The sequence below is a fragment of the Bradyrhizobium sp. USDA 4472 genome, assembly GCF_054058595.1.
Genome location: NZ_JBSSAM010000001.1, coordinates 2,006,010 through 2,030,953 on the forward strand (window position 1 = coordinate 2,006,010; position 24,944 = coordinate 2,030,953).

Annotated in this window: 20 protein-coding genes, 1 tRNA gene and 1 pseudogene; 11 read left to right on the forward strand and 11 right to left on the reverse strand. The window is 63.2% G+C overall.

All coding sequences use genetic code 11. From position 1 onward, the window contains the following. The first annotated feature begins 271 nt into the window (after positions 1-271). Entirely contained in the window at positions 272-1,501 is a 1,230-nt protein-coding gene (locus ACVWZ4_RS09090) for an MFS transporter (RefSeq protein ID WP_456736508.1), read from the forward strand. Between the two features lie 9 nt (positions 1,502-1,510). Here ACVWZ4_RS09090 and ACVWZ4_RS09095 read toward each other — a convergent pair whose 3' ends face one another. Further along, positions 1,511-2,395 carry a dihydrodipicolinate synthase family protein gene (locus ACVWZ4_RS09095; RefSeq protein ID WP_456740141.1) on the reverse strand — a complete coding sequence of 295 codons (885 nt, stop codon included), beginning with the start codon at positions 2,393-2,395 and terminating at the stop codon, positions 1,511-1,513. A 163-nt stretch (positions 2,396-2,558) separates the two neighbouring features. On the opposite strand from ACVWZ4_RS09095, the gene ACVWZ4_RS09100 reads away from it, so the two are divergent. Both ACVWZ4_RS09100 and ACVWZ4_RS09105 read left to right on the forward strand, forming a co-directional pair. Then, entirely contained in the window at positions 2,559-3,971 is a 1,413-nt protein-coding gene (locus tag ACVWZ4_RS09100) for an FAD-binding oxidoreductase (RefSeq protein WP_456740142.1), read from the forward strand. Positions 3,972-3,979: 8 nt separating this feature from the next. Continuing rightward, on the forward strand, positions 3,980-4,645 hold the full coding sequence (locus tag ACVWZ4_RS09105) for a GntR family transcriptional regulator (protein ID WP_456740143.1): 666 nt from the start codon (positions 3,980-3,982) through the stop codon (positions 4,643-4,645). A 4-nt stretch (positions 4,646-4,649) separates the two neighbouring features. Here ACVWZ4_RS09105 and ACVWZ4_RS09110 read toward each other — a convergent pair whose 3' ends face one another. Beyond that, positions 4,650-4,877 (reverse strand): hypothetical protein, encoded by a 228-nt coding sequence (locus ACVWZ4_RS09110; protein ID WP_456700950.1) that lies wholly within the window; start codon positions 4,875-4,877, stop codon positions 4,650-4,652. Between the two features lie 181 nt (positions 4,878-5,058). On the opposite strand from ACVWZ4_RS09110, the gene ACVWZ4_RS09115 reads away from it, so the two are divergent. The 5 genes from ACVWZ4_RS09115 to ACVWZ4_RS09135 all read left to right on the forward strand — a co-directional run bounded on the left by ACVWZ4_RS09115 (position 5,059) and on the right by ACVWZ4_RS09135 (position 14,240). Beyond that, positions 5,059-7,080, forward strand: a complete 2,022-nt coding sequence (locus ACVWZ4_RS09115; protein ID WP_456740144.1) for a YgiQ family radical SAM protein — start codon at positions 5,059-5,061, stop codon at positions 7,078-7,080. A gap of 293 nt (positions 7,081-7,373) precedes the next feature. Beyond that, the gene (locus ACVWZ4_RS09120; protein WP_456700948.1) at positions 7,374-8,396 is read left to right on the forward strand and encodes an LLM class flavin-dependent oxidoreductase; all 1,023 of its coding nucleotides are present in this window, start codon (positions 7,374-7,376) and stop codon (positions 8,394-8,396) included. Positions 8,397-8,699: 303 nt separating this feature from the next. Continuing rightward, the gene (locus ACVWZ4_RS09125; protein ID WP_456700947.1) at positions 8,700-9,221 is read left to right on the forward strand and encodes a c-type cytochrome; all 522 of its coding nucleotides are present in this window, start codon (positions 8,700-8,702) and stop codon (positions 9,219-9,221) included. 1,567 nt (positions 9,222-10,788) lie between these two features. Then, complete coding sequence (locus ACVWZ4_RS09130) at positions 10,789-13,854, forward strand: GAF domain-containing protein (protein WP_456740145.1); 3,066 nt, start codon at positions 10,789-10,791, stop codon at positions 13,852-13,854. Continuing rightward, positions 13,851-14,240, forward strand: a complete 390-nt coding sequence (locus ACVWZ4_RS09135) for a response regulator (RefSeq protein ID WP_456700946.1) — start codon at positions 13,851-13,853, stop codon at positions 14,238-14,240. The genes ACVWZ4_RS09130 and ACVWZ4_RS09135 overlap by 4 nt, the downstream gene beginning before the upstream one ends. A 116-nt stretch (positions 14,241-14,356) precedes the next feature. On the opposite strand, the gene ACVWZ4_RS09140 is transcribed toward ACVWZ4_RS09135, so the two are convergent. The 3 genes from ACVWZ4_RS09140 to ACVWZ4_RS09150 form a co-directional block, all read right to left on the reverse strand. After that, on the reverse strand, positions 14,357-14,818 hold the full coding sequence (locus ACVWZ4_RS09140; protein WP_456739011.1) for a hypothetical protein: 462 nt from the start codon (positions 14,816-14,818) through the stop codon (positions 14,357-14,359). Positions 14,819-14,825: 7 nt separating this feature from the next. Further along, entirely contained in the window at positions 14,826-15,047 is a 222-nt protein-coding gene (locus tag ACVWZ4_RS09145; protein ID WP_456740146.1) for a hypothetical protein, read from the reverse strand. Positions 15,048-15,148: 101 nt separating this feature from the next. Further along, the gene (locus ACVWZ4_RS09150) at positions 15,149-15,769 is read right to left on the reverse strand and encodes a TetR/AcrR family transcriptional regulator (protein WP_456740147.1); all 621 of its coding nucleotides are present in this window, start codon (positions 15,767-15,769) and stop codon (positions 15,149-15,151) included. 86 nt (positions 15,770-15,855) lie between these two features. Here ACVWZ4_RS09150 and ACVWZ4_RS09155 point away from each other — a divergent pair. Further along, positions 15,856-17,167, forward strand: a pseudogene (locus ACVWZ4_RS09155) (MFS transporter). Between the two features lie 203 nt (positions 17,168-17,370). Beyond that, the gene (locus ACVWZ4_RS09160) at positions 17,371-18,468 is read left to right on the forward strand and encodes a glycoside hydrolase family 3 N-terminal domain-containing protein (protein WP_456736516.1); all 1,098 of its coding nucleotides are present in this window, start codon (positions 17,371-17,373) and stop codon (positions 18,466-18,468) included. On the opposite strand, the gene ACVWZ4_RS09165 is transcribed toward ACVWZ4_RS09160, so the two are convergent. Continuing rightward, entirely contained in the window at positions 18,397-19,314 is a 918-nt protein-coding gene (locus ACVWZ4_RS09165; protein ID WP_456740149.1) for a carotenoid biosynthesis protein, read from the reverse strand. The two genes, ACVWZ4_RS09160 and ACVWZ4_RS09165, sit on opposite strands and share 72 nt — an antisense overlap. 248 nt (positions 19,315-19,562) lie before the next feature. Beyond that, a complete protein-coding gene (locus tag ACVWZ4_RS09170) occupies positions 19,563-21,245 on the reverse strand; it encodes a tannase/feruloyl esterase family alpha/beta hydrolase (protein WP_456736518.1) in 1,683 nt (560 codons plus the stop codon). 776 nt (positions 21,246-22,021) lie between these two features. Here ACVWZ4_RS09170 and ACVWZ4_RS09175 point away from each other — a divergent pair. Beyond that, complete coding sequence (locus ACVWZ4_RS09175) at positions 22,022-23,062, forward strand: hypothetical protein (protein ID WP_456763463.1); 1,041 nt, start codon at positions 22,022-22,024, stop codon at positions 23,060-23,062. Between the two features lie 103 nt (positions 23,063-23,165). On the opposite strand, the gene ACVWZ4_RS09180 is transcribed toward ACVWZ4_RS09175, so the two are convergent. From ACVWZ4_RS09180 to ACVWZ4_RS09195, 4 genes are all read right to left on the reverse strand, one after another. Continuing rightward, the gene (locus ACVWZ4_RS09180; protein ID WP_456790081.1) at positions 23,166-24,056 is read right to left on the reverse strand and encodes a hypothetical protein; all 891 of its coding nucleotides are present in this window, start codon (positions 24,054-24,056) and stop codon (positions 23,166-23,168) included. Continuing rightward, positions 24,002-24,433 (reverse strand): hypothetical protein, encoded by a 432-nt coding sequence (locus tag ACVWZ4_RS09185; protein ID WP_456740152.1) that lies wholly within the window; start codon positions 24,431-24,433, stop codon positions 24,002-24,004. The genes ACVWZ4_RS09180 and ACVWZ4_RS09185 overlap by 55 nt, the downstream gene beginning before the upstream one ends. 19 nt (positions 24,434-24,452) lie before the next feature. Further along, positions 24,453-24,626 (reverse strand): hypothetical protein, encoded by a 174-nt coding sequence (locus ACVWZ4_RS09190; RefSeq protein ID WP_456740153.1) that lies wholly within the window; start codon positions 24,624-24,626, stop codon positions 24,453-24,455. An 85-nt stretch (positions 24,627-24,711) separates the two neighbouring features. Further along, positions 24,712-24,788: transfer RNA gene (locus tag ACVWZ4_RS09195), tRNA-Arg, on the reverse strand. Positions 24,789-24,944 lie beyond the last annotated feature (156 nt).

Sequence of the window (24,944 nt, forward strand, 5' to 3'; positions counted from 1 at the left end):
ATGTCGCACGAGGACCGCGCGGTGCGTGAGCTTCACGACGCCCACACCGGCGGATCCGCTCACGTCTTTGTTCAGGTCAACTGCACAGTTCTTCTTTACAGATCAGCTTCATGGATGTCATTCACTCCACCATGATCAGTTCGTCCGACCAACGCTCGTCTCGTCCGCGCGCCGGCGCGCTCGCAGGAGACCTCCATTCGCCGATGGGCAAGCTGAAGCGCGTGAGCGGCCTGCGCGGGGAGCCAATCCGGACCACGTTCGCAAGGGATTGGTGAGCGTGCCGGTCGCGGGCACCTTTCGCTCACTGCGAAACTATAATTACCGCGTCTGGGCTACAGGCGCGCTGGTGTCCAACACGGGAACGTGGATGCAGCGCGCGGCGCAGGACTGGCTCGTTCTCACCGAGCTGACGCGGCACAATGCGTCGGCCGTCGGCGTGGTGATGGCGCTGCAGTTCGGACCGCAACTGCTGCTGATGCCATGGACGGGTTTTGCCGCTGATCATTTCAACCAGCGAAGGTTGCTGGTCGCCACCCAGGCAACGATGGGCGCACTGGCGTTCGTCCTCGGCCTTCTCACGGTCTCCGGCCTGGTGAAGCTCTGGCACGTCTATGTGTTCGCCTTCCTGTTTGGCTGCACTGCGGCCTTCGACGCCCCGGTGCGTCAGACATTCGTGGCCGAGCTCGTCGGCGACGGCGAGCTCTCCAATGCGATCGCCCTGAACTCGACGTCCTTTAACGCCGCGCGGATGGTCGGGCCCGCGGTCGCAGGGATGGTCATCGCTTCGATCGGCACCGGCTGGGCTTTCCTGCTCAACGCTGCATCCTTCATGGCGGTGCTCTGCTCGCTTGCCTTGCTGCGCACCGCGGAGTTGCGCCCGAATGCGCGGGCGCACCGCGCTCCGGGCGGAATGACGGAGGGTTTTCGCTACGTGTGGTCGCGCAACGATCTCCGCGCGATCATGATCATGCTGTTCCTGATCGGCACGTTCGGGCTGAACTTCCCGATCTTCATCTCGACCATGGCAGTCAGCGTCTTCCACACGGATGCGCGCGGATTCGGCCTGTTGTCGTCGACGATGGCGGTCGGCACGATCTCGGGCGCACTCCTGGCTGCCGGCCGTGCGCAGCCGAAATTCGTCTCGCTGCTGTCTGGAGCCGCAACGTTTGGGGCTGGGTGCACGTTGGCCGCGCTCGCGCCCAGCTATTGGCTGTTCGCAGGCACTCTCGTCCTGATCGGCGTGGCGGCGCTCACGGTGACCAACACCTCGAATGCCATGATGCAACTCTCCACCGAGCCGCGGATGAGGGGACGCGTCATGGCGTTGCGACTCGGCGTCGCCCTTGGCGGCACACCGATCGGCGCACCCATTGTCGGATGGGTGGCAGACAATCTCGGTCCGCGCTGGGCGCTCGGCGTCGGTGCTGCGGCCGGGTTTGCGGCCGCGCTCGTCGCGGCTCGGACCATGTCAGCGCGCGCTGCCGACGATCAAGGCAGATGAAACGCGTTCTTACGCTATCGCCGGGCTGGTCAGTTCGTCCAGCTTCGCCTTGAGCGCAGCGCCGTCCGACAGCGCACGCAGCGGCGGGCGTACCCGCAACCAGCCCGCATCACCGGTCTGCGCGGCGAGAATGGCCTTCAGCGTCGTCAGGAAGGATGCCGACTTCACCACGATATCGACGGCGGCCTGCATGCGCGCCTCGACGTCCTTGCCGTCGATCATCGCCTTGACCAGCTCCGGCGTGATGTTGGCCATGCCGCAGATGGTGCCGGCACCTCCGCCGGCGATCGCGCGGGCGATGTCGGTTTCATTGCCGACCGTGATGGCGAGCTCGGGCGCGGCCGCGCGGAACGCCTGAAACTGCTTGAAGTCGCCGCTGGAGTCCTTCAGACCCGCAAGCACCTTGCCGTAACGCTTGCGCAGGTTCGCGGCGACGGTGGTGGGGATCGCGACGCCCGAGATCTGCGGGATATGATAGAGATAGGCGCGCAGGCGGTCGTCGGTTGCACCGTCGATGATCGCAGCAAATGCATCCTCGATGCCCTCGGCCGTGACGCTGCGATCGAAATATGGCGGCAGGATCAGCACGTGGCGCAAGCCAAGGCCGAGCGCGGCGCGCGTCAGTGCGATGCTGTCACTGATGGCGGGGAAGCCGCCGCCAACGCCGATCCGCTCCGCCGGCACGCCGGCCTTGAGCACGGCTTCGATGGTCGCGACCCGTTCGGTGACATTGAACGAGGTGCCCTCGCCCGTGGTGCCGAACAGAACGACGCCGTCGACGCCCTTGCTGAAGAGTTGCTTGGCATGGCCGGCGAGCTTGGCGGAATCCACGCTGCCGTCCGCCGCCAGCGGCGTCGCCGACGCTACCCAGAACCCGCGAATTGCCTCGGTCATAGCACCATCCATCGCTGCGGCTCCCGAATGAGCCTCTGTTCTCCAATAATCCCAGAGAACTTGCCCGGCCTTGTTTTTACTTTACTTTCCATGTTGTACCTTACATACAAGAACGACGCAAATCCTTTCCGTCGTTACGGCGCAAATCCAGAGGAGGTCTCGCATGAACATGGTGACCCCGATCGGACATCCCGGGCCGCTGCTCGCGGCCTTGCGCGACAAGCTCGGCGCGGCCGCCGTGCTCACCGGCAGCGACGTGCCCGCGCGCAATTGTAACGACTGGAGCGCGAGCCTGCCGCAAACCCCACTCGCGGTGATCCGCCCGCTCGATGCGCAGGGCGTTGCTGATGCCATTGCGACCTGTCGGCAGGCACGCCTGCCCTTTGTGCCGCAAGGCGGATTGACCGGGCTCTGCCGCGGCGCTTCGCCCGAAACGGGCTGGGTCGCAATCTCGCTCGAACGCATGACCGGCATCGAGGAGATCGATCGCGCCTCCATGACGATGACGGTGAAATCGGGCACGCCGCTGGAGACGATCCAGAAGGCCGCGGACGAAGCCGGGTTCTTCTTTCCGCTCGATCTCGGCTCGCGCGGCTCCTGCGCCATCGGCGGCAATCTCTCCACCAATGCCGGCGGCAATCGCGTCATCCGCTACGGCATGACGCGCGAACTGGTGCTCGGGCTGGAGGTGGTGCTGCCCGACGGCACCATCATCACCAGCCTCAACAAGCTGATGAAGAACAATGCCGGCTACGATCTGAAGCATCTCTTCATCGGCTCGGAAGGCACGCTCGGCATCATCACCCGCGTGGTGCTGAAATTGTTCCCGAAGCCGCGCTCGACCATGGCTGCACTCTGTGCGCTGAAAGACTACGCCGCGGTGATCGACTTGCTCGGCGCTGCGCGCGGCGGGCTCGGTCCGCTGCTGTCGGCCTTCGAGGTGATGTGGCCGGACTATTGGGACGTGATCACCACGCGCGCGGGCGTCAAGCCGCCGGTCGCCGCCGCGAAGGCTCTCTACGTGCTGGTCGAAGCGCAGGGCACCGACGAGAGCGTCGATGCGCCGCGCTTCCAGGCCTGGCTCGAAGAACTGATGGAGCGCGGACTGCTGGCGGACGCAGCGGTGGCGCAATCGCTGGCGCAGACGCAGGCGTTCTGGCGCGTGCGCGACATCTGCGCCGAATTCGGCCAGGTGCTGGGTCCGCACATTTCCTACGATATCGGCCTCGCGGTGGCGCGGATGGACGAGTTCGCGACGCGCTGCAAGGCGGCGTTGGCTGCCGGCATCAAGGGCTGCGAGAGCGTCTATTACGGCCATATCGGTGACGGCAATCTGCACCTCGTCTCCTGGGTCACAGGTCTTCCGGTCGAGCAGCAGCCCAAGGAGGAGATGGACGCGATCATCTACGGACTCGTGCGCGATATGGGCGGCAGCGTCTCCGCCGAGCACGGCATCGGCACGCTGAAAAAGAAATGGCTCGGACACGCCCGCAGCGAGGGCGAGATCGCGCTGATGCGGACGCTCAAGACCGCGCTCGATCCCGATCATCTGCTCAACCCCGGCAAGGTGATCTGAGAGCATCCATGCGCTCGCTGAGGCTCGATGCGCCGAAATCGCTGTCGCAGCGGGTGATGCTGCGGCTGCGGCAGGCTATCATCGAGGGCGAGTTCGCGCTTGGTGCCGCGATCTCAGAGGAGATGGTGGCGAATTCCTTCGGCGTCAGCCGCACGCCGGTGCGCGAGGCCATGGGCCAACTGCAGGCGCAGGGCCTGGTGGTGATCCGGCCGCAGGTCGGCAGCTTCGTATTCACGCCGAGCGCCGAGGACATTACCGCGCTCTGCACCTTCCGTATTGCACTCGAACCCAAGGCGGCCGAGCTCGCCTTTCGCCATGACCGCGACGCCGCGATCGCGACGATGAGCGAGGCGATCGCAGCGATGGAGCCGGCGCTCGAGACGCGCGACAACATCGCCTATGGCCGCGCTGACGCCGGCTTTCACGAAGGCCTGTTCGCTCATTGCGGCAATCGCTACCTCGCCGAATCCTATCAGCTCGTCGCGGGCCGCGTCGCCGCGCTGCGCACCAATCTGACCTCGCCGATCGACGTGCGCACCCGATCGTCATTCGACGAACACCGCAAGCTGCTCGATCTGTTCACGCGCGGCGAGTTCGACGCGTTCGAATCGCTGATGACGACGCACATCACCAGATCGGGCGTGGTCTACGCCAAAGCGCTGAAAGTGGACTGAGCGGCTAACGCGCGTCTCTCGATCCCGGCCTGTCCAGAAAATCCAGCGCCGTGTTGATCTGTTCGAGCTGGTGCTCAATCTTGTCGCGGTCCTCCACCGCCTGCGCTTTCTCGAGCTGTTCCACGAGCTTCTGCTTTCGCAACAGCAAGTTCTCTATGACTGTACTCACAGCTCCCCCATCGCCCGAGGCGAACATCGAGGTCATCCAGATGCTGGACGCGGGCGCGCGCAAGCCGGGCTCGGTGCGATCCCTTGGGTCAAATGTTCACGAGGGCGGATGGTTCCTAGGGATGAACCGCGGCACATCGCGAGGGAACTGTTGCGCAGGCTAGGTCCGGCACCGTCGCGGAACGTTAATCTTTCACGCGTCCGTCGGTTGTATTCGCGCCCCCGGAGCCCTATGCGTAGGCGCCATGGACACCCAGATCATCACCGCCGAAAAGCCCCTGATGGCGCAGGCGCGCCCGCGCAAGCCCGCGCCGTTCCTGCCCATGAGCCGCACCGAAATGGATGCGCTCGGCTGGGATGAATGCGACATCGTGCTGGTAACGGGGGATGCCTATGTCGACCATCCGAGTTTCGGCATGGCGATCATCGGCCGGCTGCTCGAGGCCCAAGGTTTCCGCGTCGGCATCATCTCCCAGCCGGACTGGCAGTCGGCCGAGCCGTTCAAGGCGCTAGGCAGGCCAAGAGTGTTCTTCGGCGTCACCGGCGGCAACATGGATTCCATGGTGAACCGCTACACTGCCGATCGCCGCCTCCGCCATGACGACGCCTATACCGCCGGCGGCGAAGGCGGCAAGCGGCCGGATCGCTGCACCATCGTCTATGCCCAGCGCTGCCGCGAGGCCTTCAAGGACGTGCCGATCGTGCTCGGCGGCATCGAGGCCTCGCTGCGCCGGATCGCGCATTACGACTACTGGTCCGACAAGGTGCGCCGCTCGGTGCTGGCCGACGCCAAGGCGGACCTCTTGCTTTACGGCAATGCCGAACGCGCCGTCGTCGAAGTCGCGCACCGTCTCGCCGCCGGCGAAGCGCCGCGCGAGCTCGACGACATCAGGGGCGTCGCGCTGTTCCGCCGCGTGCCCGAAGGCTACGCCGAGCTGCACGCCGACGATCTCGATTCCGCCGATGAAGGCGCGACGCGCCAGAAGGGCTTGACCGTGATCCGGCTGCCGGCGCTGGAGCAGGTCGAGCAGGACAAGGACGCCTATGCGCGCGCCTCGCGCGTGCTGCACCGTGAAAGCAATCCCGGCAATGCGCGGCCGCTGGTGCAGCGCCACGGCGACCGCGACCTCTGGCTCAACCCGCCGCCGATCCCGCTCACGTCAGAGGAGATGGACGCGGTCTACGATCTCCCCTACGCGCGCGCGCCGCATCCCTCCTATGGCGAGGCAAAAATTCCCGCCTGGGACATGATCAAATTCTCGGTCACGATCATGCGCGGCTGTTTCGGCGGCTGCACCTTCTGCTCGATCACCGAGCACGAAGGCCGCATCATCCAGAACCGCTCGGAAGGCTCGATCCTGCGCGAGATCGAGAAGATCCGCGACAAGACGCCGGGCTTCACCGGCGTGATCTCCGACATCGGCGGCCCCACCGCCAACATGTACCGGATGGCGTGCAAGGACCCGAAGGTCGAGGCCGCGTGCCGCCGGCCGTCCTGCGTCTTCCCCGAGATCTGCCCGAACCTCAACACCTCGCATGACGATCTCATCAGGCTCTATCGCAAGGTGCGCGAGACCAAGGGCATCAAGAAGGTGATGGTGGCCTCGGGCGTGCGCTACGACCTTGCGGTCGAGAGCCCCGAATACATCAAGGAGCTCGTCACCCATCACGTCGGCGGCTACCTGAAGATCGCCCCAGAGCATACCGAGCGCGGCCCGCTCGACAAGATGATGAAGCCGGGCATCGGCGCCTACGACAAATTCAAGCGGATGTTCGACGAGGCCGCGGAACGGGCCGGCAAGAAATATTACCTGATCCCCTATTTCATCGCGGCGCATCCGGGCACGACCGACGAGGACATGATGAACCTCGCGCTCTGGCTGAAGAAGAACCGCTATCGCGCCGATCAGGTGCAGACCTTCCTGCCCTCACCGATGGCGACCGCGACCGCGATGTACCACACCGGCGTCAATCCGTTGCGCGGGGTGCGCCGCGGCGGCAGCGACAAGGTCGAGGCGATCAAGGGCTTGCGCCAGCGCCGCCTGCACAAGGCCTTCCTGCGCTACCACGACCCCGACAATTGGCCCGTTCTCCGCGAGGCCCTGATCGAGATGGGCCGCCGCGACCTGATCGGCTCGCAGCCCCACCAGTTGGTCCCAGCGCACCAGCCGCCCGGCACCGGCAAGGCCGCCGGCACCAAGCGTCCGCTTCGATCAGGCGGCAAGATGCAGAAGTTCACGACCAAGGGCATCAGGTTGATGAAGTAGCGGGCGAGAGCGATCGATTGGCTGGCGCGCCGCCAGGAATTCGAAAACAACCCCATGCACAGTAGCCGGGGCGGCCAAACCAAGGGCTCAAGGCACGATGCGGCCCGTCGTCGCGCCCAAGGCGCCTTGCCCCGGCGCCCCCACTTCCGAAAATCCGCAAGAGCTCTTGACCCGTCGGGCAAAACAGGCGCATGCTGACATCATCGGGGACGCAGGCTTTCCCCGTCGCGCATCGTCCGTCTCACCTGAATGTCAGAAGACGAACCCCTCCCCACCCTCGATAGAATGTCCCCATGAAGAAAATCGGATTTCTGTCCTTCGGACATTGGACACCCTCGCCGCAATCGCAGACGCGTTCGGCGGCAGATACGCTGCTGCAATCGATCGAGCTTGCGGTGGCGGCCGAGCAGTTAGGAGCGGACGGCGCTTATTTCCGCGTGCATCATTTCGCGCGGCAGCTGGCGTCGCCCTTCCCGCTGCTTGCGGCCGTCGGCGCCAGGACCAGCACGATCGAGATCGGCACGGCCGTGATCGACATGCGTTACGAGAACCCGCTCTACATGATCGAGGACGCGGGCTCCGCCGATCTCATCGCCGGCGGGCGACTGCAGCTCGGCATCAGCCGCGGCTCGCCCGAGCAGGTGATCGACGGCTGGCGCTATTTCGGTTATCGCCCGGCCGAAGGCCAGAGCGATGCCGACATGGGCCGGCGTCATGCCGAAGTCTTTCTCGACCTGTTGCGGGGCGAAGGTTTTGCCGAGCCCAATCCTCAGCCGATGTTTCCGAATCCGCCCGGGCGGCTGCGCCTGGAGCCGCATGCGCAGGGCTTGCGTGAGCGCATCTGGTGGGGCGCGGGCTCGAACGCGACCGCGGTGTGGGCAGCCAAGCTCGGCATGAATTTGCAAAGCTCGACGCTGAAGAACGACGAGACCGGCGAAGCTTTTCACGTGCAACAGGCGGCGCAGATCCGCGCCTATCGCGCCGCGTGGAAGGAGGCAGGCCACGCCAGAGAGCCGCGCGTCTCGGTCAGCCGCAGCATCTTCGCGCTGATGAACGATCGCGACCGCGCCTATTTCGGCGGCGAGCGCGGCGGGCAAGACCAGATCGGCTTCATCGACCCGCAGACCCGCGCGATCTTCGGCCGCTCCTATGCGGCGGAGCCGGATGTGCTGATCGATCAGCTCAAGCAGGACGAGGCGATCACCGAAGCCGACACGCTGCTGCTGACGATCCCCAACCAGCTTGGCGTTGATTACTGCGCACATGCGCTCGATGCGATTTTGAAGCACGTCGCGCCGGCGCTGGGGTGGCGCTGACTTGCCAGCGGCTCCGCGCAAAGCTCTTTGGCGTTGCGCTCAATCGATCAAGGGGAGCTGAGGCGCCCGGGGCGTTGGCTCGTACGCGCAATGCCCTTCTGGCCCATGGCCGGTCCCGAGCACGCATGTCCGCTTCCGGGAGATGAACCGATCTTGCTTAAAGGGGGCGACCGACGGCGGCCTTGACCCCCAGACCTTTCAAGTGAGCGGTCGGGGTAACCCTCTTTATCGCTCCGGAGCGGAGTGCGCTGGTATTAACCGTTCGCATAGGTTGGCGGCCGACGCTTCCAGAGGAGGACAGCCATGAAGACCGCGCTTGCCGTGTTAGTTGCATCGACTGCTTTGGCATCTCCAGCGATCGCCGACGAAACGCAAATCGAACGAGGAAAATATCTGGTCAATCTTGGCGGATGTCACGATTGCCATACTCCGGGATATTTCCTTGGAAAGCCGGACATGTCGCAATACCTCGGTGGGTCGGATGTCGGCCTGTCTCTTCCGACTGGGGTTTACGTTGGTCGAAATCTTACCCCGGACAAGGAAACCGGTCTGGGAAATTGGACCAAAGAGCAGATCATCGCCGCTTTCTCAACCGGGAAGCGTCCAGATGGCCGAGAGCTGGCACCGATCATGCCCTGGGAGGCTTTCTCGCGTCTGACGGATGCAGACAAGGATGCCATCGCCTCCTATCTCCAGAGCATTCCGGCGGTGAGGCGTGCGGTGCCAGGTCCCTTTAGTCCAAATGAAGCACCGAGCGTATTGACGTTCGTTCTCGTCCCTGGGGAAGTCTTTGCTTCCATGCCGAAGCCGCCAGCGGTCAAATGAACTACGCACGGGTATTGCGCCGCTGCGCAACGCTAGCCGTCACTTGCCTGCTGCGTGCCCACCCTGCGTTCCGCTCGTGAGGCGCTTAGCTCTTTGGCATCAGAATGGCCGCTGTCCGGCTGGGGGACCGAGCTCGGACAGCGCAATTGTGAATCGCTTCACCTGCTTTAATGCCGGCTCAGCCGGAAGCGCGCAGGGTAGCTGTCCGCGCTGAGGCGGAAAGCGGCTCCGGCCCTTTGCAAACTCCCTGCAGGCCCCAGGCAGCCGGAGCCGCTCTCGTTCACCCGCCGAATGCGCCGCCGGCAACCCCGGCCCGCCGGCGTCTCAGCATTGACGGCGTGGAACTTACGTATTTCCGGGCAGTTGTCGCGGCGTGCCCCGTTGTGATCGGGATGAGCGATATGATTCGGATGCTTGTGCTTTCCGCACTTTGCGCTTTTTGCATTGTTCCAAATGCAGCTTCCGCAGTTCAGACGAGCACGCAGCACGGTCGGTTGTCAGACTTCAGCTCCCGGCAGCGGTGCGTATGCAGCACATCATTTGGGGCGGTCCGAACGCTCCGGATCAGACACTACCAGCGGATAAGAGCAGCATATTTGATTGGCTATGATCCCCTGCCGTATCGCTATGGCTCGACTTTCGTATTCGAACCGCCCTACCGTTATTATCGACGGTGAGGGCGACAATTCAACGCGAAGCATCGCCGAGCCTCGATGTTGCGGCTAATCGAAGCTGGCGCCCTTGAAGGCGGTGGCGATCGTGACAATCGAGGGGGGAGCCGGGAAGAAATAGATGAGCGGCCACGAGACGGCGGCGAACGCCAACATCGTGAAAAGCAGAACGCACCTGAGCCTTAGACCTGGCAGGCTTCCAGCGTCCGCTGCGGTCGGGCCGACCTATCGGCTCCTCAGCGGAAGTCCAGCAGCTTTGCACAACTGGAGGACGGCGCCGTCTCAATGAGGGACGTGTCGCAGGGCCACTGGCGGCGTGGGAAGGCGGCCCTGCCAATTCGTGGGTGCGCCCGTCCTGAATCGAAGAGCAGGTGGGGACGTGCCGGTCCGCCTCTATCCCCAGCGTCGTAGGTTAGATTGGCTATCCGCGATATCGTAAGTTAAATGAGTCAACGTCCCAATCTGCTAAGTTTGGAACGGTCGCTTCCGGTTGTGGATTGGCGCTGATGGACAATTACCGGCAACTTCAACGTGACTGCGAGCGGCAGGCCGCACTCAGTTCCTCCGCCCAGACCAAGAAAACTCTCCGCGAGATGGCGGAGGAGTACCGGAAGATGGCCGACAATATGGAGCGGACAGGGTCCCCGACAGCGAAGCCCAAGGAGTAAGGCCGCCCCAGTCAACAAGCCTCTTTCATTTCAGACCGATGCGGACTCCGCAGCGGGCTCATTGCGGCCCCTGAGCCGGATTGTCGTCGCGTGTGGTCTTGGCGTAAGGCCAATTACAAACGGCAGGGCCCACGTCCACCCTTTTGACCCATAGCGGCTTCCGGCCATGGCGCGAAACTCCGGATTTGTGTAAGCTCAAGCATCGTTCTGACCCACCCGGGGGAGCGAATGCGGCGACGCAGCGGAAGTGAACATCCGATCAAGGAGCGGCGCGCGAGCGGGCGCAAAGTGCCCAACCCGTCGAGCGCAGCCCCATCCATTGCCGACCTGCAACAGCAACTAGCCGCGCGCACCCGCGAGCTGAAAGAAGCACATGAGCGGGAGGCCCTGATTGCCATCGAAAGCGCGCGTCTCCTGGGCGAACTGCGCCAGCGCACCGATGAACTTGCAGAAGCATTGGAGCAGCGCACGGCAACCTCCGAAGTGCTCCAGATCATCAGTCGTTCCCCGGGCGATCTTCAGCCCGTGTTTGCTGCGATCCTGGAAAACGCCTCACGCATTTGCGAGGCCAAGTTCGGCATCCTGATGCTGGCGGAAGGCGATGCTTTTCGACTGGGCGCGGCCCACAACGCGCCGCAAGCATTCGCCGATTTCATGCTGCGGGCGCCGGTGCGGCCCAGTCCGCACATAACTTTCGGCCGCGCGATATCAACCAAGCAGGTTGCGCAAACGACAGACATCACCATCGAGCAGCCTTACCTTCAAGGCGACCCTCTGGCGGTGGCAGCCGCCGAGCTCGGCGGCTATCGCACCGTCCTGGCCGTGCCGATGCTCAAGGAGAGCAACATCATCGGTGGGCTGATCTTTTTCCGGCAGGAAGTACGCCCGTTCGACGACAAGCAGATCGCGCTGGTGCGGAATTTTGCTGCTCAAGCCGTCATCGCCATTGAGAATGCGCGGCTGTTGGGCGAGCTGCGCGAGCGTACGGCCGACTTGACTGAATCCTTGCAGCACCAGACCGCCACCGCCGATGTGCTGAAGATCATCAGCCGCTCGACCTTCGACCTCAAGCCCGTGCTGGCAACGGTGGCCCGGACCGCGGCGCAGTTGTGCGAGGCCGAGATGGCGTTCCTCGCGCAGCGCGACGGCGACGTCTTCCGCTACGTCACGGCAGTCGGCTCGACGTCAGAAGCGGCGGCTGATGCCATCAGATTCCAGCAGTACCTCGCTGGTCATCCGGTTTCCGCAGCTCCGGACCGGCGCACGATGACCGGCCGGGTGATGGCGGAACGCGGCGCCGTGCAAATCGCCGACATCACCACCGATCCGGAATACCGATTTCCCGAAACCTTCAGGCTCGCGAAAGTCCGCGCGGTCCTCGGCGTTCCGCTGCTGCGTGACGGCGAGCCGATCGGCCTCATCATGCTGGCACGCCAGCGCCCCGAACGGTTTTCCGAGCGGCACGTCGAGTTGGTGCGAACCTTTGCCGACCAGGCGGTGATCGCGATCGAAAATGTGCGGCTCCTGACGGAGCAGCGCGAAGCGCTCGAGCGACAGACCGCGACCGCCGAAGTGCTGCAAGTCATCAATTCATCGCCGGGCAATCTCGCGCCGGTGTTCAATACCATCCTGCTGAAGGCACATCGCCTCTGCGAGGTCGCTTATGGAAGCCTGCAGGTCTTCGACGGCGATCGGTTCCGGGCCGTCGCGGTGCATGATCTGCCGGAACAATTCGCCGACATCCTGCGGCGGGGCTTTCAAGCATCGGATCATCCCGTAGGCCGGCGCCTGCTCGCCGGCGAGCGCCTGGTGCACCTGACCGACTGCGCGCAAATCGACCATCCGGTGATGCAAGGCGCAGTCGAATTTGCCGGGATTCGCACCGCGCTGTTCGTGCCGCTGCGCCGCCACGAGACGCTTCTGGGAATGATCGTGTGCGGCCGACGCGAAGTCAGGCCCTTCACCGACGACGCGATCGCCATCTTGGAGGGATTTGCCGCACAAGCCGCGATCGCGATCGAGAATGCGCGGCTGTTGGGCGAGTTGCGCGAGCGCCAGGCCGAACTGCGCACCACCTTCGACAACATGGGTGACGCCGTCGCAATGTTCGACGCCACGGGTCGCCTGGCGGCATGGAACTACAATTTGCAGGAGATGCTCGACCTGCCGGAATCGCTGCTTGCCGCACGGCCGCGCTTGGCCGAATTTTTCCACTATCTCGCTGCACGCGGGGAGTTCGGCTCGGCCGAACTCGAAACGCAACTGAGCCGCTACCTCGAAGATACGAGGCACGAAATGCGTTACGAGCGGACACGTCCGGACGGTCGCGTCGTCGAGGTGCGCCGCAATCCGGTGCCGGACGGCGGCTTCGTGATGATCTATGCCGACATCACGGAGCGAAAGCGGGCAGAGGAAGCTATTCGCGCGGCACGCGATGCCGCCGAGGCTGCATTGCGTGACTTGCAGGCGGCTCAGGATCGCCTGGTCCAAACCGAAAAGCTCGCCTCACTTGGTCAGCTCACGGCGGGCATCGCGCACGAGATCAAGAACCCGCTCAATTTCGTCAACAACTTCTCGAGCGTATCGATGGAATTGATCGACGAACTGCATGAGGCGCTCGGCCGAGTGACGCTCGACGACAATGCGCGCTCCGAGATTACGGAACTGGCCGACACCCTGCGCACCAATCTGGGCAAGATCGTCCAGCACGGCAAGCGTGCCGATTCCATCGTCAAGAACATGCTGCAGCATTCGCGCCAAGGTTCTGGCGAGCGTCGTCGCGCCGACATCAACGCGATCGTCGAGGAAAGTCTCAACCTCGCCTATCACGGTGCGCGTGCGGAGAAACCGGGCTTCAACATCACGCTCGAGCGATACCTCGACCCCAGCACGGAGAGGATCGATCTCTACCCGCAGGACGTCACGCGCGTGTTCCTCAACCTGATTGCAAACGGCTTCTACGCAGCCACCAAGCGCAAGGAAGGCGCAGGCGACGGTTTCGAGCCAAGGCTCAGCGCGACAACGAGAAATCTCGGCAGCGCCGTTGAAATCCGGTTTCGCGACAACGGCACCGGCATTCCCGCCGAGGTCAAGGAAAACATATTCAACCCATTCTTCACCACCAAGCCGGCCGGCGAAGGAACGGGGCTCGGCCTTTCGATCTGCCATGACATCATCGTAAAGCAGCATGGCGGACGGATCGACGTCGATACCGAGCCTGGCGCCTTTACCGAATTCATCATCACGCTGCCGCGCACCGCGACCGCACCGCTGCAGACCGGAGGCAAGAGTTGAGCGTTTATATCCTGGTCGTGGATGACGAGCCCGACGTGGAAATGCTGTTCCGCCAGCACTTCCGGGGCGATCTGCGGCGCGGCCGTTTTCTCATGGAGTTTGCGCCTTCGGCCTCGGTCGCGCTGCAACGCGCGCTCGAGATTCGCGATGCCACCCTCATCCTGATCCTGTCCGATATCAACATGCCCGGGATGAGCGGGCTGGAGATGCTGCCGATCGTGCGCTCGGCCCGACCCGATGTCCCCGTCATCATGATCACGGCCTATGGCGATGCCGAAACCAAACGCAAGGCGCTGGAGAAAGGCGCGACCGGCCTATTGACCAAACCGATCGATTTCGCGGCGCTCCGCCAGGAGATTGACGCGAGGCTCGAGCAGGCCGCATGACCGACACCATCGGTGCGGTCGATGACGATGTTGCGTTCCGGTTGATGCGGGCCGACGGCTTGCCCGTAATCCGCCAGCGCGGCGGTCCGGGCCGGCAGTCCCTTTGCCGGTGACGGTCAGCCCCCGCTCAAACTGTGGCTGATGCGCGTGACGGCCTCGTCCCATTGCCGCTTCTCGGCCGCTGGATAGTTGATCAGCACGCAATGCACATAGCGGCGCGAGAAGTTGCAGCGGTCGTACCAGATCTTGTCGCGCTTGATGCTGGAGACCACGAAGAAGTCCGGTGCGACCCGCTTGTAGACGATCGCCGACGGCGGGTCCTTCGCAGCGAGGAACGTGGCGGGCGACATGCCGCGGCCTCGGCGAACGGCTTGTATGGTGAGATCGGCGCTGCCATCCGGCGTACGAAATTTCTGACCATATCCGTCGGGCTTCCCGGCCGGTTCAGTGAAGATCGAGACGGGGATGTCGACCGAGGTTCCGGATTCGGGAATGCGATAGGTCGTCCAGGTGTCCGCCTGGGCAGGCACCGCCGACCCGACAGAGAGTGCAATGACAGCGGCGGCCAGCGTCCTCATGTCGGTCTCATCCGTTCCGCGGCGCCAGTTGCAGCTCCAGCAAGGCGACCCTTTGCAAGTTCGCCACATCACGCTCTCCCGCGCCTGCTGTGCGCAGGATGGATTCGGCGAGCGCGGTGACATGCGAGGAATGCACGGGTTCCGGCAGGGTCGCGACCGCGGCTTCCAGGGCGATTGTCATGAGCTCGATCATCTCCGGGGAAAATTCTGCGTTGGCAAAGTTCTTCATGTCGCGAAGCCGGCCGCTCGTACGTGCCGCCAGCCTAACGTCGGGAAAAAGTGGAAGTTCCCGCGGTTATCGGCTGCCTAACGCGGTGGTCACGGGATATGTCATCCCGCCTTCACGCTCGCATCGATCAACAGCTTCGCCGCCGCAAGCGCCGACTGCGCCGGGCCGTCTTCGGATTGCTGACCGGTGACGTAGATGCCTTCGATCAGGAGCAGCAGCGCATCGCCGAGCACGTTCGGCTGGCGCGCGCCCATCTGCGCCGCGAGCTCGCGCAGGCGCCTGCGGAAGACCTTCTTGTGGGCTTCGGCGACCTGGCGCGCGGGATTGTCGCGCGAGGGATATTCCACCGCGGCGTTGCTGAGGCCGCAGCCGCGATAGCCCTTGGCGACGGCGCGCGGCGCAAGCTGGCCGATATAGGCGAGCACGTGGTCGCGCGCATTGCTATAGGTCTTGCCCCCGGGGCGTTCGAAGTTCTCCCAGAAGCTCAGATCGTAATCGCGCAAATAGGCGGCGGCGAGATCGTCCTTGGAGGCGAAGCTGCGATAGAGGCTGGGCTTGGTCACGCCGGCGCGGTCCACCACCTCGTCGACGCCGACGGCGCGAATGCCCTCGCGATAGAACAATTCGCTGGCGGAGGCCCTGATCCGGTCGGCGGCCCGGAGCGGCGCGCGTGCGGGCTTTTCGGCGTTTTTCGGCATCTGGCTTTGTTCGGGCTTCGGCATGGCTTGATTTGGCTCGATCTTGGGCTTGACAATGTTACTGACCGGTACGTATTACTACGGCACCCCAATACGTACCGGTAAGTAACATGCCCAATCCTGCTTTTCAACGAGCCTCGGTTCAATCCTCCCCGGTCTCGCGGCGGCCGTTCGGCGCAAAATACGCCTTCGTCGTCGTTGCCGTGATCTTCCTGGCGCTGCTCGCCTCCGCCGGGCCTGCGCGCGACGCCGGGCGTGCTGATGCTGCCGCTGCAGAAAGCCTTCGGCTGGGACGTCAGCGTGATCTCGTCGTCGGCCGCCATCGGCATCTTCCTCTATGGCCTTGCCGGTCCCTTTGCCGCGGCCGTGATGCAGCGCTTCGGCATCCGCCGCACCGTGCTCGGGGCGCTCGCGCTGATGTCGGCCGCGACGGCCGCGAGCTATTTCATGACCGCGCCTTGGCAGTTGTTCCTGACCTGGGGACTGCTGTCCGGCATCGGCTCGGGCGCGGTCGCCAACGTGCTCGGCGCCACCATCGTCAATCGCTGGTTCACCACCAATCGCGGCCTCGTCATGGGATTGCTGACGGCGAGCACCGCGACCGGCACGCTGATCTTCATGCCGGGGCTTGCGAGCCTGGTCGAATGGGGCGGCTGGAGGCCTGTGGTGCTGACGGTGGCGGCATGCTGCGCGGCGCTGATCCCGCTGGTCTATTTTCTGGTGCCGGAGCGCCCCGCCGCGATCGGCCTGCGCTCCTACGGCAGCCCGCACGAGGACCAGCCCGCGGCGCCGGCGCAGGGCAATCCGTTCGTCGCAGCGATCAGCAACTTGTTGCGCGCCGCGAAGACGCCGACCTTCTGGTTCCTGTTCGCGACCTTCTTCATCTGCGGCTTCACCACCAACGGCCTCGTCGGCACCCATCTGATCGCGTTCTGCGGCGACCATGGTATCTTCGAGGTGCAGGCCGCGAGCCTGCTGGCGCTGATGGGGTTCTTCGACCTGTTCGGCACCACGCTGTCGGGCTGGCTCACCGACCGCTTCGATCCGCGCAAGCTCTTGTTCTTCTATTACGGCCTGCGCGGGCTCTCGCTGATCTACCTGCCCTACTCGGATTTCTCCTTCGTCAGCCTGTCGGTGTTCGCGGTGTTCTACGGCCTCGACTGGATCGCGACCGTGCCCCCGACCGTGCGCATCGCCAACGAGGCCTTCGGCGACAAGAATGCGCCGCTGATCTTCGGCTGGGTCGTCGCCGGGCATCAGCTGGGCGCGGCCTGCGCCGCGTTCTTCGCCGGCTTCATGCGCTCGTCGCAGGGCGATTATCTGCAGGCCTTCATGATCGCCGGCGCAACCGGCATCGTCGCGGCCGTGCTGTCGCTGATGATCGGCCGCAAGCCGGTGCAGCCGGCGCTCGCTGCTGCGTGAAAAATGCTGCGCCGGCAGGCCACTCAACACTGACCCTGCCGGCGAAGCTGTCCCCGCCTTTGATTTGAAGATTGATTCCGTTAAGGAATTTGAAATAATATACTGGCGACGCGGGCGGTTCGACGGCTCGTGCAGGAGCTGATTGTTGGCGTCGCGTCCAGCTCCATCTCAATCAACCCCAGCAATCTGTGGCGGCCCGGCGGATGAGCGATTCCCTTCTTGCAACGGTCGGTGACCATTTCTTCATCGGCCTGAAGCCGGCGAGCGTCCTCGATGACCGCGATCGCGCGCTGTTGAGAGATCTCAGGCCCGCGGGCGTCATCCTCTACAAGAGCAATTTCCGTCACGATCTGCCCTATCGGGACTGGCTGTCTGTTCACCGCGACCTGATCGCCGCCATTCGCGACGCCTCGCAGCGCGACAAGCAGTTCATCGCGATCGATCACGAGGGCGGGCGCGTGTGCCGCACGCCAGCGCCAATCACGCGCTTTTCCTATGCGGCCCGCTGGGCCGGCACCGCTGAGCAGGTCGGCGACGCCATGGGCGCCGAGCTTGCCTCGCTCGGCTGCAACCTGAACTTCGCGCCGGTGCTGGACATTCATTCCAATCCCGCCAACCCTGTGATCGGCGAGCGCGCCTTCGGCCGCACCGCCGACGAAGTCATCAAATCGATGCTGCCGTTCACCAGGGCCATGGAACGCCGCGGCGTCCGGGCCTGCGGCAAGCATTTCCCGGGACATGGCGACACCCAGGTGGATTCGCATCATGAATTGCCGGTGCTCGACCTCGACCTCGATCAGATCAAGGCGCGCGAGCTGAAGCCCTTCGCCGCGGCGATCGAGGGCGGCATCGAGATGATGATGACGTCGCACATCCTCTACCGGAAGCTCGACCCCAACGATCCCGTCACGCTGTCGCGCGCGATCACGCAGGGGCTGCTGCGGGAGGCGATGAATTTCCGCGGCGTGATCGTGTCCGACGACGTCGGCATGCGCGCGATGGCGGGCCGGTTAGATGCGCCTGATGCCGGCGCGCGCTTCATGGCTGCCGGCAACGACATGCTGATGATCTGCTCGCATCTGACCGACACCGAACGCGCCCGCTTCCTCGCGCAATCGATCATCAACGGCGTCGATTCCGGCAAGCTCGATCCTGATGTGCTGGAGGCGTCAAGCCGGCGCGTCCGCACCATGCTCGACGGCACCGCGCAGAACGAGGTCACGGAGCTGTCAGGCGAGGTTCTCGCCCGCCATCGTACGGCCGGCACCCAGTTCGAGGCGGCAACCGTCGAGGTCGTCTAGGGATAGCCCGGCTCGTAGCGTCGCCAGCAACGCGGTGAAGACTATCGTCAGAAGCAGGATCGCGACAGTGGCTTCGCGGATGTCGTGAACCTGCCAGCCATACCCCCTGGCATCGACGGCTTCGCCGGTCTGTCCCATGATCCAGGGCACGAGGTGCGTGAGGCCGGCGCCGACATAGAAAAGGATGCCGGTCGCTGGCAACCTGTGGCCAATGCTTGCATCCGGCCGGAGTCCGGTGCGCAGGTAGAGTGCGAAGGCCAGGAAGATCAGCCATGACGTGAAAAGCCAGCCAGCAAAGTTGGAGAGAGGAACACCGAATACTCCGCCGCCGTCGTGCCATATCCAGACCCTGGCGATCGTCGCGTTGGGGGCATCCATCACGAGATCCCATTGGGTCATCACGAACGCGGCGACGAGGGGCAGCGCGATCAGGTTGAAAGGGCGATCGAGCTGACGGTCGGCGCCATCAAGCAGAACTGACGCGACCACCCACGAAAAATAGCCCGCCCCGAACCATAGCGGACCGACGATGATCGGAATGAGTCCGACATGCGGCAAGTCCGCGCCGACCTCGAAATGATAGACGCCGAATGGAAAGCCCGTGGCGGCACCGAGGTTTTCCATCGCAAAGGCAATTGCATTGCAAGCAACGAACAGGATCAAGGCGCGCCGCGCGCCATAGGCAAAGGCGGCGTGGACCAGTGCGCAGGCAATGAAAACAGCCGCGAGCACCTGCGCAACCGGGGTTGGATTCCAGGAAAACCCGATAGCCGTTGCAAGAATGCCGCCGATCGCCAGCCAAAGCGCGATGTCCTGCCGGCTGCGGCCGACATTGTGTGGTGTCATTGCGTGCGATCCGTCAGTTATCGATGGCAGAGAACGGTGCATAGCATGGGTAGCGCCGGGTAAGCAGCGCAAGAAAGGGACCGACGCCGCGGCGTTGCTGCCCGATTGGACGGCTGGATAAGAGGGACGGCGTCGCGCCTTCCCGTCATTGCGAGCGGAGCGACTACAGAGGGCGCGCGACTGACGAAAGCTTCCCTCACCCGCAATCCTCGCCTCTCCGCGCAAGCGGAGAGGCGAGGATGGCTACGCTATGGCGTCTTGCAGACGAAGTTCGCGGCGTCCTCGCTATCGCCCTGACCCGAATAGGCGGCATAGCTCGGATAAGGGCACAGCGGACGCGTGCGGGTCGGGCTCCAGGAGGCCGGCACTTCCTTGTTCGCGGGATTGGCGGAGGCGATGATGCGGTCGGGCGCCTTGCCCTTTTCCACCCAATCGGTCAGCGCGGTGAGCGCATCGAACTTGTCGAGCGCGACGCCGCCGCCGCAATGGGTTTCACCGGGGATGGTGAACAGGCGCGCGATGCCGTCGGCATGACCTTGCAGGTTTTTGTCGAGACGGTCGTACCAGCGGATGGTGTCGTTCACCGAGAACACCGGATCGGCCTGGCCGTGATAGATCAGCATCTTGCCGCCGGCCTTTTGCAGGGCCGCGAGCTTGGGATCGTCGATGTCGGGCGGCGTCATGAAGTCCATGGCCGATTCCGTGAACGTATCGTTCCTGGCGAAGATCTTTGGCGCGTCCTTGTCGAAATCATAGGCCTTGAGCGCATCGATCAGCTTGTCGTTACTGCCTTCGACCGCCACCGGCGGCGTGGAGAAGATGTAGTTCAAGGATGCGGCGCCCATGGTGGCGATGATCGGATAATTGTTCCAGGGCGCGACCGGGCTCTCGATCTTCCAGGCTCGCCAGTTTCCGGTGCCGATGCCGCCATCGAGAGGCCAGTCGGAATAGAGCGCCTCGCCTTTGGAGTTCTTCGGCCCGGCGAGGCTCATCTTGAGCGCATCGACCTTGGCCTCGGGCAGGCACGCATTGGTCTGGCCCGGCGTGCAAGTCAGGCTCTTGAGATCGAAGGCCTTCTGGCACGCGGCGAGATTGGCAGTCAGGCCATCCTTGACGCCGTCGAGCGCGTCGCAGGCTTCCGTGATGCGGGACGCGATGAGCTGCGCGTCCTCCTTCGTAATCGATTTGCGCAGATCCGTATCGGCCTTCAGGAAGGCCTGCACGTCCCAGGCGTGCTGGATCGCAGCCCGCGGCAGATCGAAGCCGGGATTGCCGACAAGAAAGCCATCGTAGTTCTCCGGCATGCGCGAGGCCGCGACCATGGCGTGGCGCCCACCATTGGAGCAACCGGCCATGTAGGAGCGATCAGGCTTGCGGCCGTAATGCAGCGCGATGATCTGCTTTGCCACCGGCGCGAGCGTCATGTCGGCGGCATAGCCATAGTCGCGTCGCGCCTGTGGATCGAGGCCGAAGGCCGCGCCCGCGGCGAGGCCCAACGATTGGTTCGCGGGGTCCGCGCCGGAATGTCCGCTGTCGGAGGACAGCACCGCAAAGCCGCGCGCCAGCGGCACCATGCCGCCCGAGGCAAATCCATCAGGCTTGTCGCCGAGCGCCGGCACGACGATGCCGTCATTGCCGCCGTTCACCTGGTGCAGGAAGCGGCCGTTCCATTCGGCCGGCAGGCGAAGCTCGAACTGGATGGCATAGGATTTCCCGTCGGCGCCGGTGCGCCTGTTGGCGAGCCCCGTCACGATGCAATGCCGGGCCAGCCCATTCGCGGCCTCCTGCATCTTCGATCCCGTGATCTCGACGCCGGCGATGGCCAGCGACGCGGTGGTGACCTTTGAGCAGGCCTCTCCATCAGCGCGGGCCAGAGCCGTAGATCCCAACAGCGCAACCAGCGCGGCGGTCGATATCAAGCCAGTCTTCACGGCGGTCCTCCCATATAATTATCTTCTATAATTATTACTTCACTCCGCTATTTTGACAAGCGTTCAGAATCAGGAGACCCGACATGATTCCGCTTATGGAGGTGGGGGGCGCGATGCGCCGGATGAGGTGAATGACGGGAATAGTGCGCTCTACGCGTGCCCCGCCTGGCGAGCGCCCGCGCGACATCCGCGAAATCGAGCTGGCTATGAGCCGCACAACCAACCCGTCCGTCGAAATTCCCCAATCTCAAATGCGGACCCATGCGCACCGGATCGCTCAGATCGCCGCGGCCATATCGCGCGGCCGAGACGCGCTTATTCACCGCCTGCAGCCCGGCGGCGACAGCCCTGCCTCGTCGCAATACATCGCAAGACATCAAGAGTGTCGGAGGGCGCGACAGGCCGGATGGAAGGCGACGGCTTGGATCGGGGGAACGGCGAGTTTCGGCGCCAAAGGCGTATTCCGAAATGGTGCGCCCGGAACGAGGCGACCAAACCGACGAGAGCGCATTGAATTATCAACGTAAATTCGCTTGCCGCCTTGCGCGTTAGTACCACCGGACAGTACTACCTGCCAAGTGCCAATGGATTGCGCGACCGGATCAAGCCGGAGCGGTCCCTGGCCGCCCCATTCGGCCACTCGATTGCAAGCGACACTCCTCTCAGTCAGCTTTAGCGACTTTGAAATCCGGCGTGGAAGACTGGCCGGGGGGTTGGCTCCGGTTCAACCGCCAGTATACCTTGTGAAGGGCGGATTATCTTTGGGGAGGGGTGAAGTGTATAGTGGCGCAACGACGGTGGTTCTGCCTTGTCCACCTGATCATTTTAGCGATTTTATTGCGGGCCTTCTTGGACGCGCACAAACAATAGAAACGGTCGTTGATGGTCCTTTCGAGATCAATAGAGAGGGCGTTGAAAACCTGTTTCATCTCATCAAGCAACGCATCAGCTCGCAAAATGATGCGACGCTCGTGCAGTTCACAGCCCGCATCATCTACGACGATAAGAGTTCTGTCCTTCTAAACTCACTCCCCGAATTTTTGACCTACAACGAAGTGAGGCCCTTGGTTTCGCAAGGGCTCCATCTGTCATGGACGTATCTGATCAAATTTCAGAACAAGCCATATCCAGAGAAGCAAGTCATTGTGATTTCGTTCGACACCACCGGCCGAGATGCCTCGTTGCATGGTGTCGGTACGGTGCGCCTTATTTTCGATGAGCCCAGCGTAGTTAGGCTAAGGATCGAGCATACCGATCGGACGTGGGGGGCTGACATGGAAGCGCTGCTACGGGGGCAGTTGGAAATGCTTCGGCGACCCATTAGCGCCGCCCGCAGTTTCAGCAACGATCACTCCGGTTGGATAGGACTTGCGGCCGGTCTGGTTGCAGGATTGCTGACACTCGTTGCCTCTTATCGGATCAGTTCTGAGTTTGCGTTGTCTCAGCTCACCAAGCTGTCCGAAGCGCTCAAAGATATCGCGCCGAACGAGCAGTTGGCACGCAGGTTGGCGTTCCTGACTGATCTTGTGACATCGGGGATCTGGACACGGTTCACGTTGTTCGCCGCGGTGCTCCTGGTCGTGCTGATTGTGGGGTCCGTAGTGCTCGGCGCGCTAATCGCCGAGCAGGCCCATGTTCGCGTCCCGAGCTTCATTTTGCTCACCAGCCGCTCCAAGGAGAGCAAGGAAAAGGCGCTCCAGAAGCTGAAGAACAGTTGGTACTCGCTGGCGGGCTCGTTCCTTGGCGCTCTCGCATTAGGGTTGATCTCCAACGGCGTCTTCTATCTCGCTCTGAAATACTTGGGCCTCCCATCCTGACTGTCCCCAGGCCGCTTCGTGATATGATGGAGTTATGAGCATCCTAAGGCATTTCCTGATCGTGGCGTCGTTGGGGACAGCGGCGTTTCTTGCCGACGTCTGCCTAACCGAAAAGGTGAACGCCCCTTGGACCCTCGCTTGGTTCATTACTGCCTGCGTATTGAACGTGATCTATTTGGTACTGGCGGGAGCGCCGAATGGGGGCCGTAAGTGGAGAATATTCCGTCTGCTCAATCTCTGGCTCGATGCCAAGGAGAGCGAGCTCAAGGCGCGGTCGGCCAGCAGCATCAGAAACGATCCTTGAAGCTCCACCGGTAACCAGAAGCCAGCGTCCCCATGAGCACCTAACGGAAATTGATGCTCGGTGCACTGGAGCACTGAATAGCTTCTGCAGCTCGGCTGTCTTGAATGACGTGCGCTCGGAGCGCTCTTCAGGTAACCGCAGCTTGCTGAAGGGATCAATCCACTGCACGTTATCTGACACGAGGCCGTTGTCGCTGGCCCAGATGCAGATGGATTGCACACCATCGAGCTGCTTGTTGATTGTGGCTGCGGTGATCCTTAGTTCCTCCGGGTGCTCTCGGCCCCACGCGGCTTGCGCAGGAAGTGGGGCGCGCAGCAAATCACCTGTACGGTGTCGGGGCACGTCCTGAAGCGCTTTCCGATACTCCAGCGCATGCTTCTTCTTGATTGCCGCTACAGGCATGTTTCCGTGAAGCTGGATGAACATATCCACGCTGCGGCCGAACTCGTCCACGGTGCGCTTGGGTCGCGCTCGGTGTTTCTTCCAGCCATCCAGCGCGTCGAGCAAGGTGCCCCCGTCTGCTGTCGTCATCGCAGCATCTGGCAAGGCGAGCGGAGGGGTCTCGACCGTAATGCCCTCGTCGCGTTTTCTGATGTCCTCAAGGGCCCGCAAGTACGAATGCAGGCAAGCGGTGCTTAGCCTGATGTAAGCCGGACGTTGCCGGTCCAGCTCGACGTTGAAGGCCCACATGGCTTCCAATACGTGGTCCTGAACGGCAGAGGTGTTGCCATTGCAGCGGCTTCACGCATCACACGCAATGTGTCCAACAGCTCCGCCCGGTTCTCTTCGTATATCTTGCGCGGTACTCCGCCCTGCGGCCATTGCTCAAGCGGAATGAGTGGCCGCTCAGAGATGCCTTCCACGCGAGCCATTTCGGCTGCGATGCGCATTTGCTCATCACGGCCGCCGAACCGCACGCGCTCATCCCAAGCCAACGCCCTAGCGTAGACGTACTCCGCCATGCGCTTGATTTCGGTATCGTTCAGGCTGGTGCGCTTGACCACCGGAGCCGAGGTTGTCGCAAGGCGCGCCTTCGCCCTCGCAATGATCCTATCGAACTCTGCCAACCCCGGCTTGGCCCGGACGTTAGCCTCGGAGGTCCTTAGTGCCCAGTGACCGTTTCAGGTTTGCCTGCGCGGTCTTACCGTTCTTCAGCTCAAGCGCGACCGCTGCTCGCAGTCCCATCGGCTTCGCAGGCACCGTTTTCAAGGCGTAGTAAGTGTTGTGTCGGTCTTCGATGACGCCCATCAGCACACGCATTCCAACCACCGCTTCATACCACCGCGCGGCAGCTAAGCGCTTGTATCTGCGTTAGTTCTTGATTTCCAATGGGAACTTGTGCGACTGGCGCGCCCGGAACGATTCGAACGTCCGACCCTCAGATTCGTAGTCTGATGCTCTATCCAGCTGAGCTACGGGCGCGTTTTTCGCTGACAGTGCGGGCTGGGCCCGCAGGCAGCCTCCGGACAGCGCCGGAGGGGTGCGAAAGAGCGCTCTGACTAACCGCTCTTGCCGGCGTTGGCAAGGTCCGGGAGGGGGAGATTTTGCAGAGAGATGACGGTTTTTGGATCGGCCTCT

Bases quoted from the DNA above. Each gene is read 5' to 3' on its own strand.
- ACVWZ4_RS09095 (WP_456740141.1), bottom strand. From the start codon at position 2,395: ATGACCGAGGCAATTCGCGGGTTCTGGGTAGCGTCGGCGACGCCGCTG.
- ACVWZ4_RS09100 (WP_456740142.1), top strand. From the start codon at position 2,559: ATGAACATGGTGACCCCGATCGGACATCCCGGGCCGCTGCTCGCGGCC.
- ACVWZ4_RS09105 (WP_456740143.1), top strand. From the start codon at position 3,980: ATGCGCTCGCTGAGGCTCGATGCGCCGAAATCGCTGTCGCAGCGGGTG.
- ACVWZ4_RS09115 (WP_456740144.1), top strand. From the start codon at position 5,059: ATGGACACCCAGATCATCACCGCCGAAAAGCCCCTGATGGCGCAGGCG.
- ACVWZ4_RS09120 (WP_456700948.1), top strand. From the start codon at position 7,374: ATGAAGAAAATCGGATTTCTGTCCTTCGGACATTGGACACCCTCGCCG.
- ACVWZ4_RS09125 (WP_456700947.1), top strand. From the start codon at position 8,700: ATGAAGACCGCGCTTGCCGTGTTAGTTGCATCGACTGCTTTGGCATCT.
- ACVWZ4_RS09130 (WP_456740145.1), top strand. From the start codon at position 10,789: ATGCGGCGACGCAGCGGAAGTGAACATCCGATCAAGGAGCGGCGCGCG.
- ACVWZ4_RS09140 (WP_456739011.1), bottom strand. From the start codon at position 14,818: ATGAGGACGCTGGCCGCCGCTGTCATTGCACTCTCTGTCGGGTCGGCG.
- ACVWZ4_RS09145 (WP_456740146.1), bottom strand. From the start codon at position 15,047: ATGAAGAACTTTGCCAACGCAGAATTTTCCCCGGAGATGATCGAGCTC.
- ACVWZ4_RS09150 (WP_456740147.1), bottom strand. From the start codon at position 15,769: ATGCCGAAGCCCGAACAAAGCCAGATGCCGAAAAACGCCGAAAAGCCC.
- ACVWZ4_RS09160 (WP_456736516.1), top strand. From the start codon at position 17,371: ATGAGCGATTCCCTTCTTGCAACGGTCGGTGACCATTTCTTCATCGGC.
- ACVWZ4_RS09165 (WP_456740149.1), bottom strand. From the start codon at position 19,314: ATGACACCACACAATGTCGGCCGCAGCCGGCAGGACATCGCGCTTTGG.
- ACVWZ4_RS09180 (WP_456790081.1), bottom strand. From the start codon at position 24,056: ATGTGGGCCTTCAACGTCGAGCTGGACCGGCAACGTCCGGCTTACATC.
- ACVWZ4_RS09190 (WP_456740153.1), bottom strand. From the start codon at position 24,626: ATGCGTGTGCTGATGGGCGTCATCGAAGACCGACACAACACTTACTAC.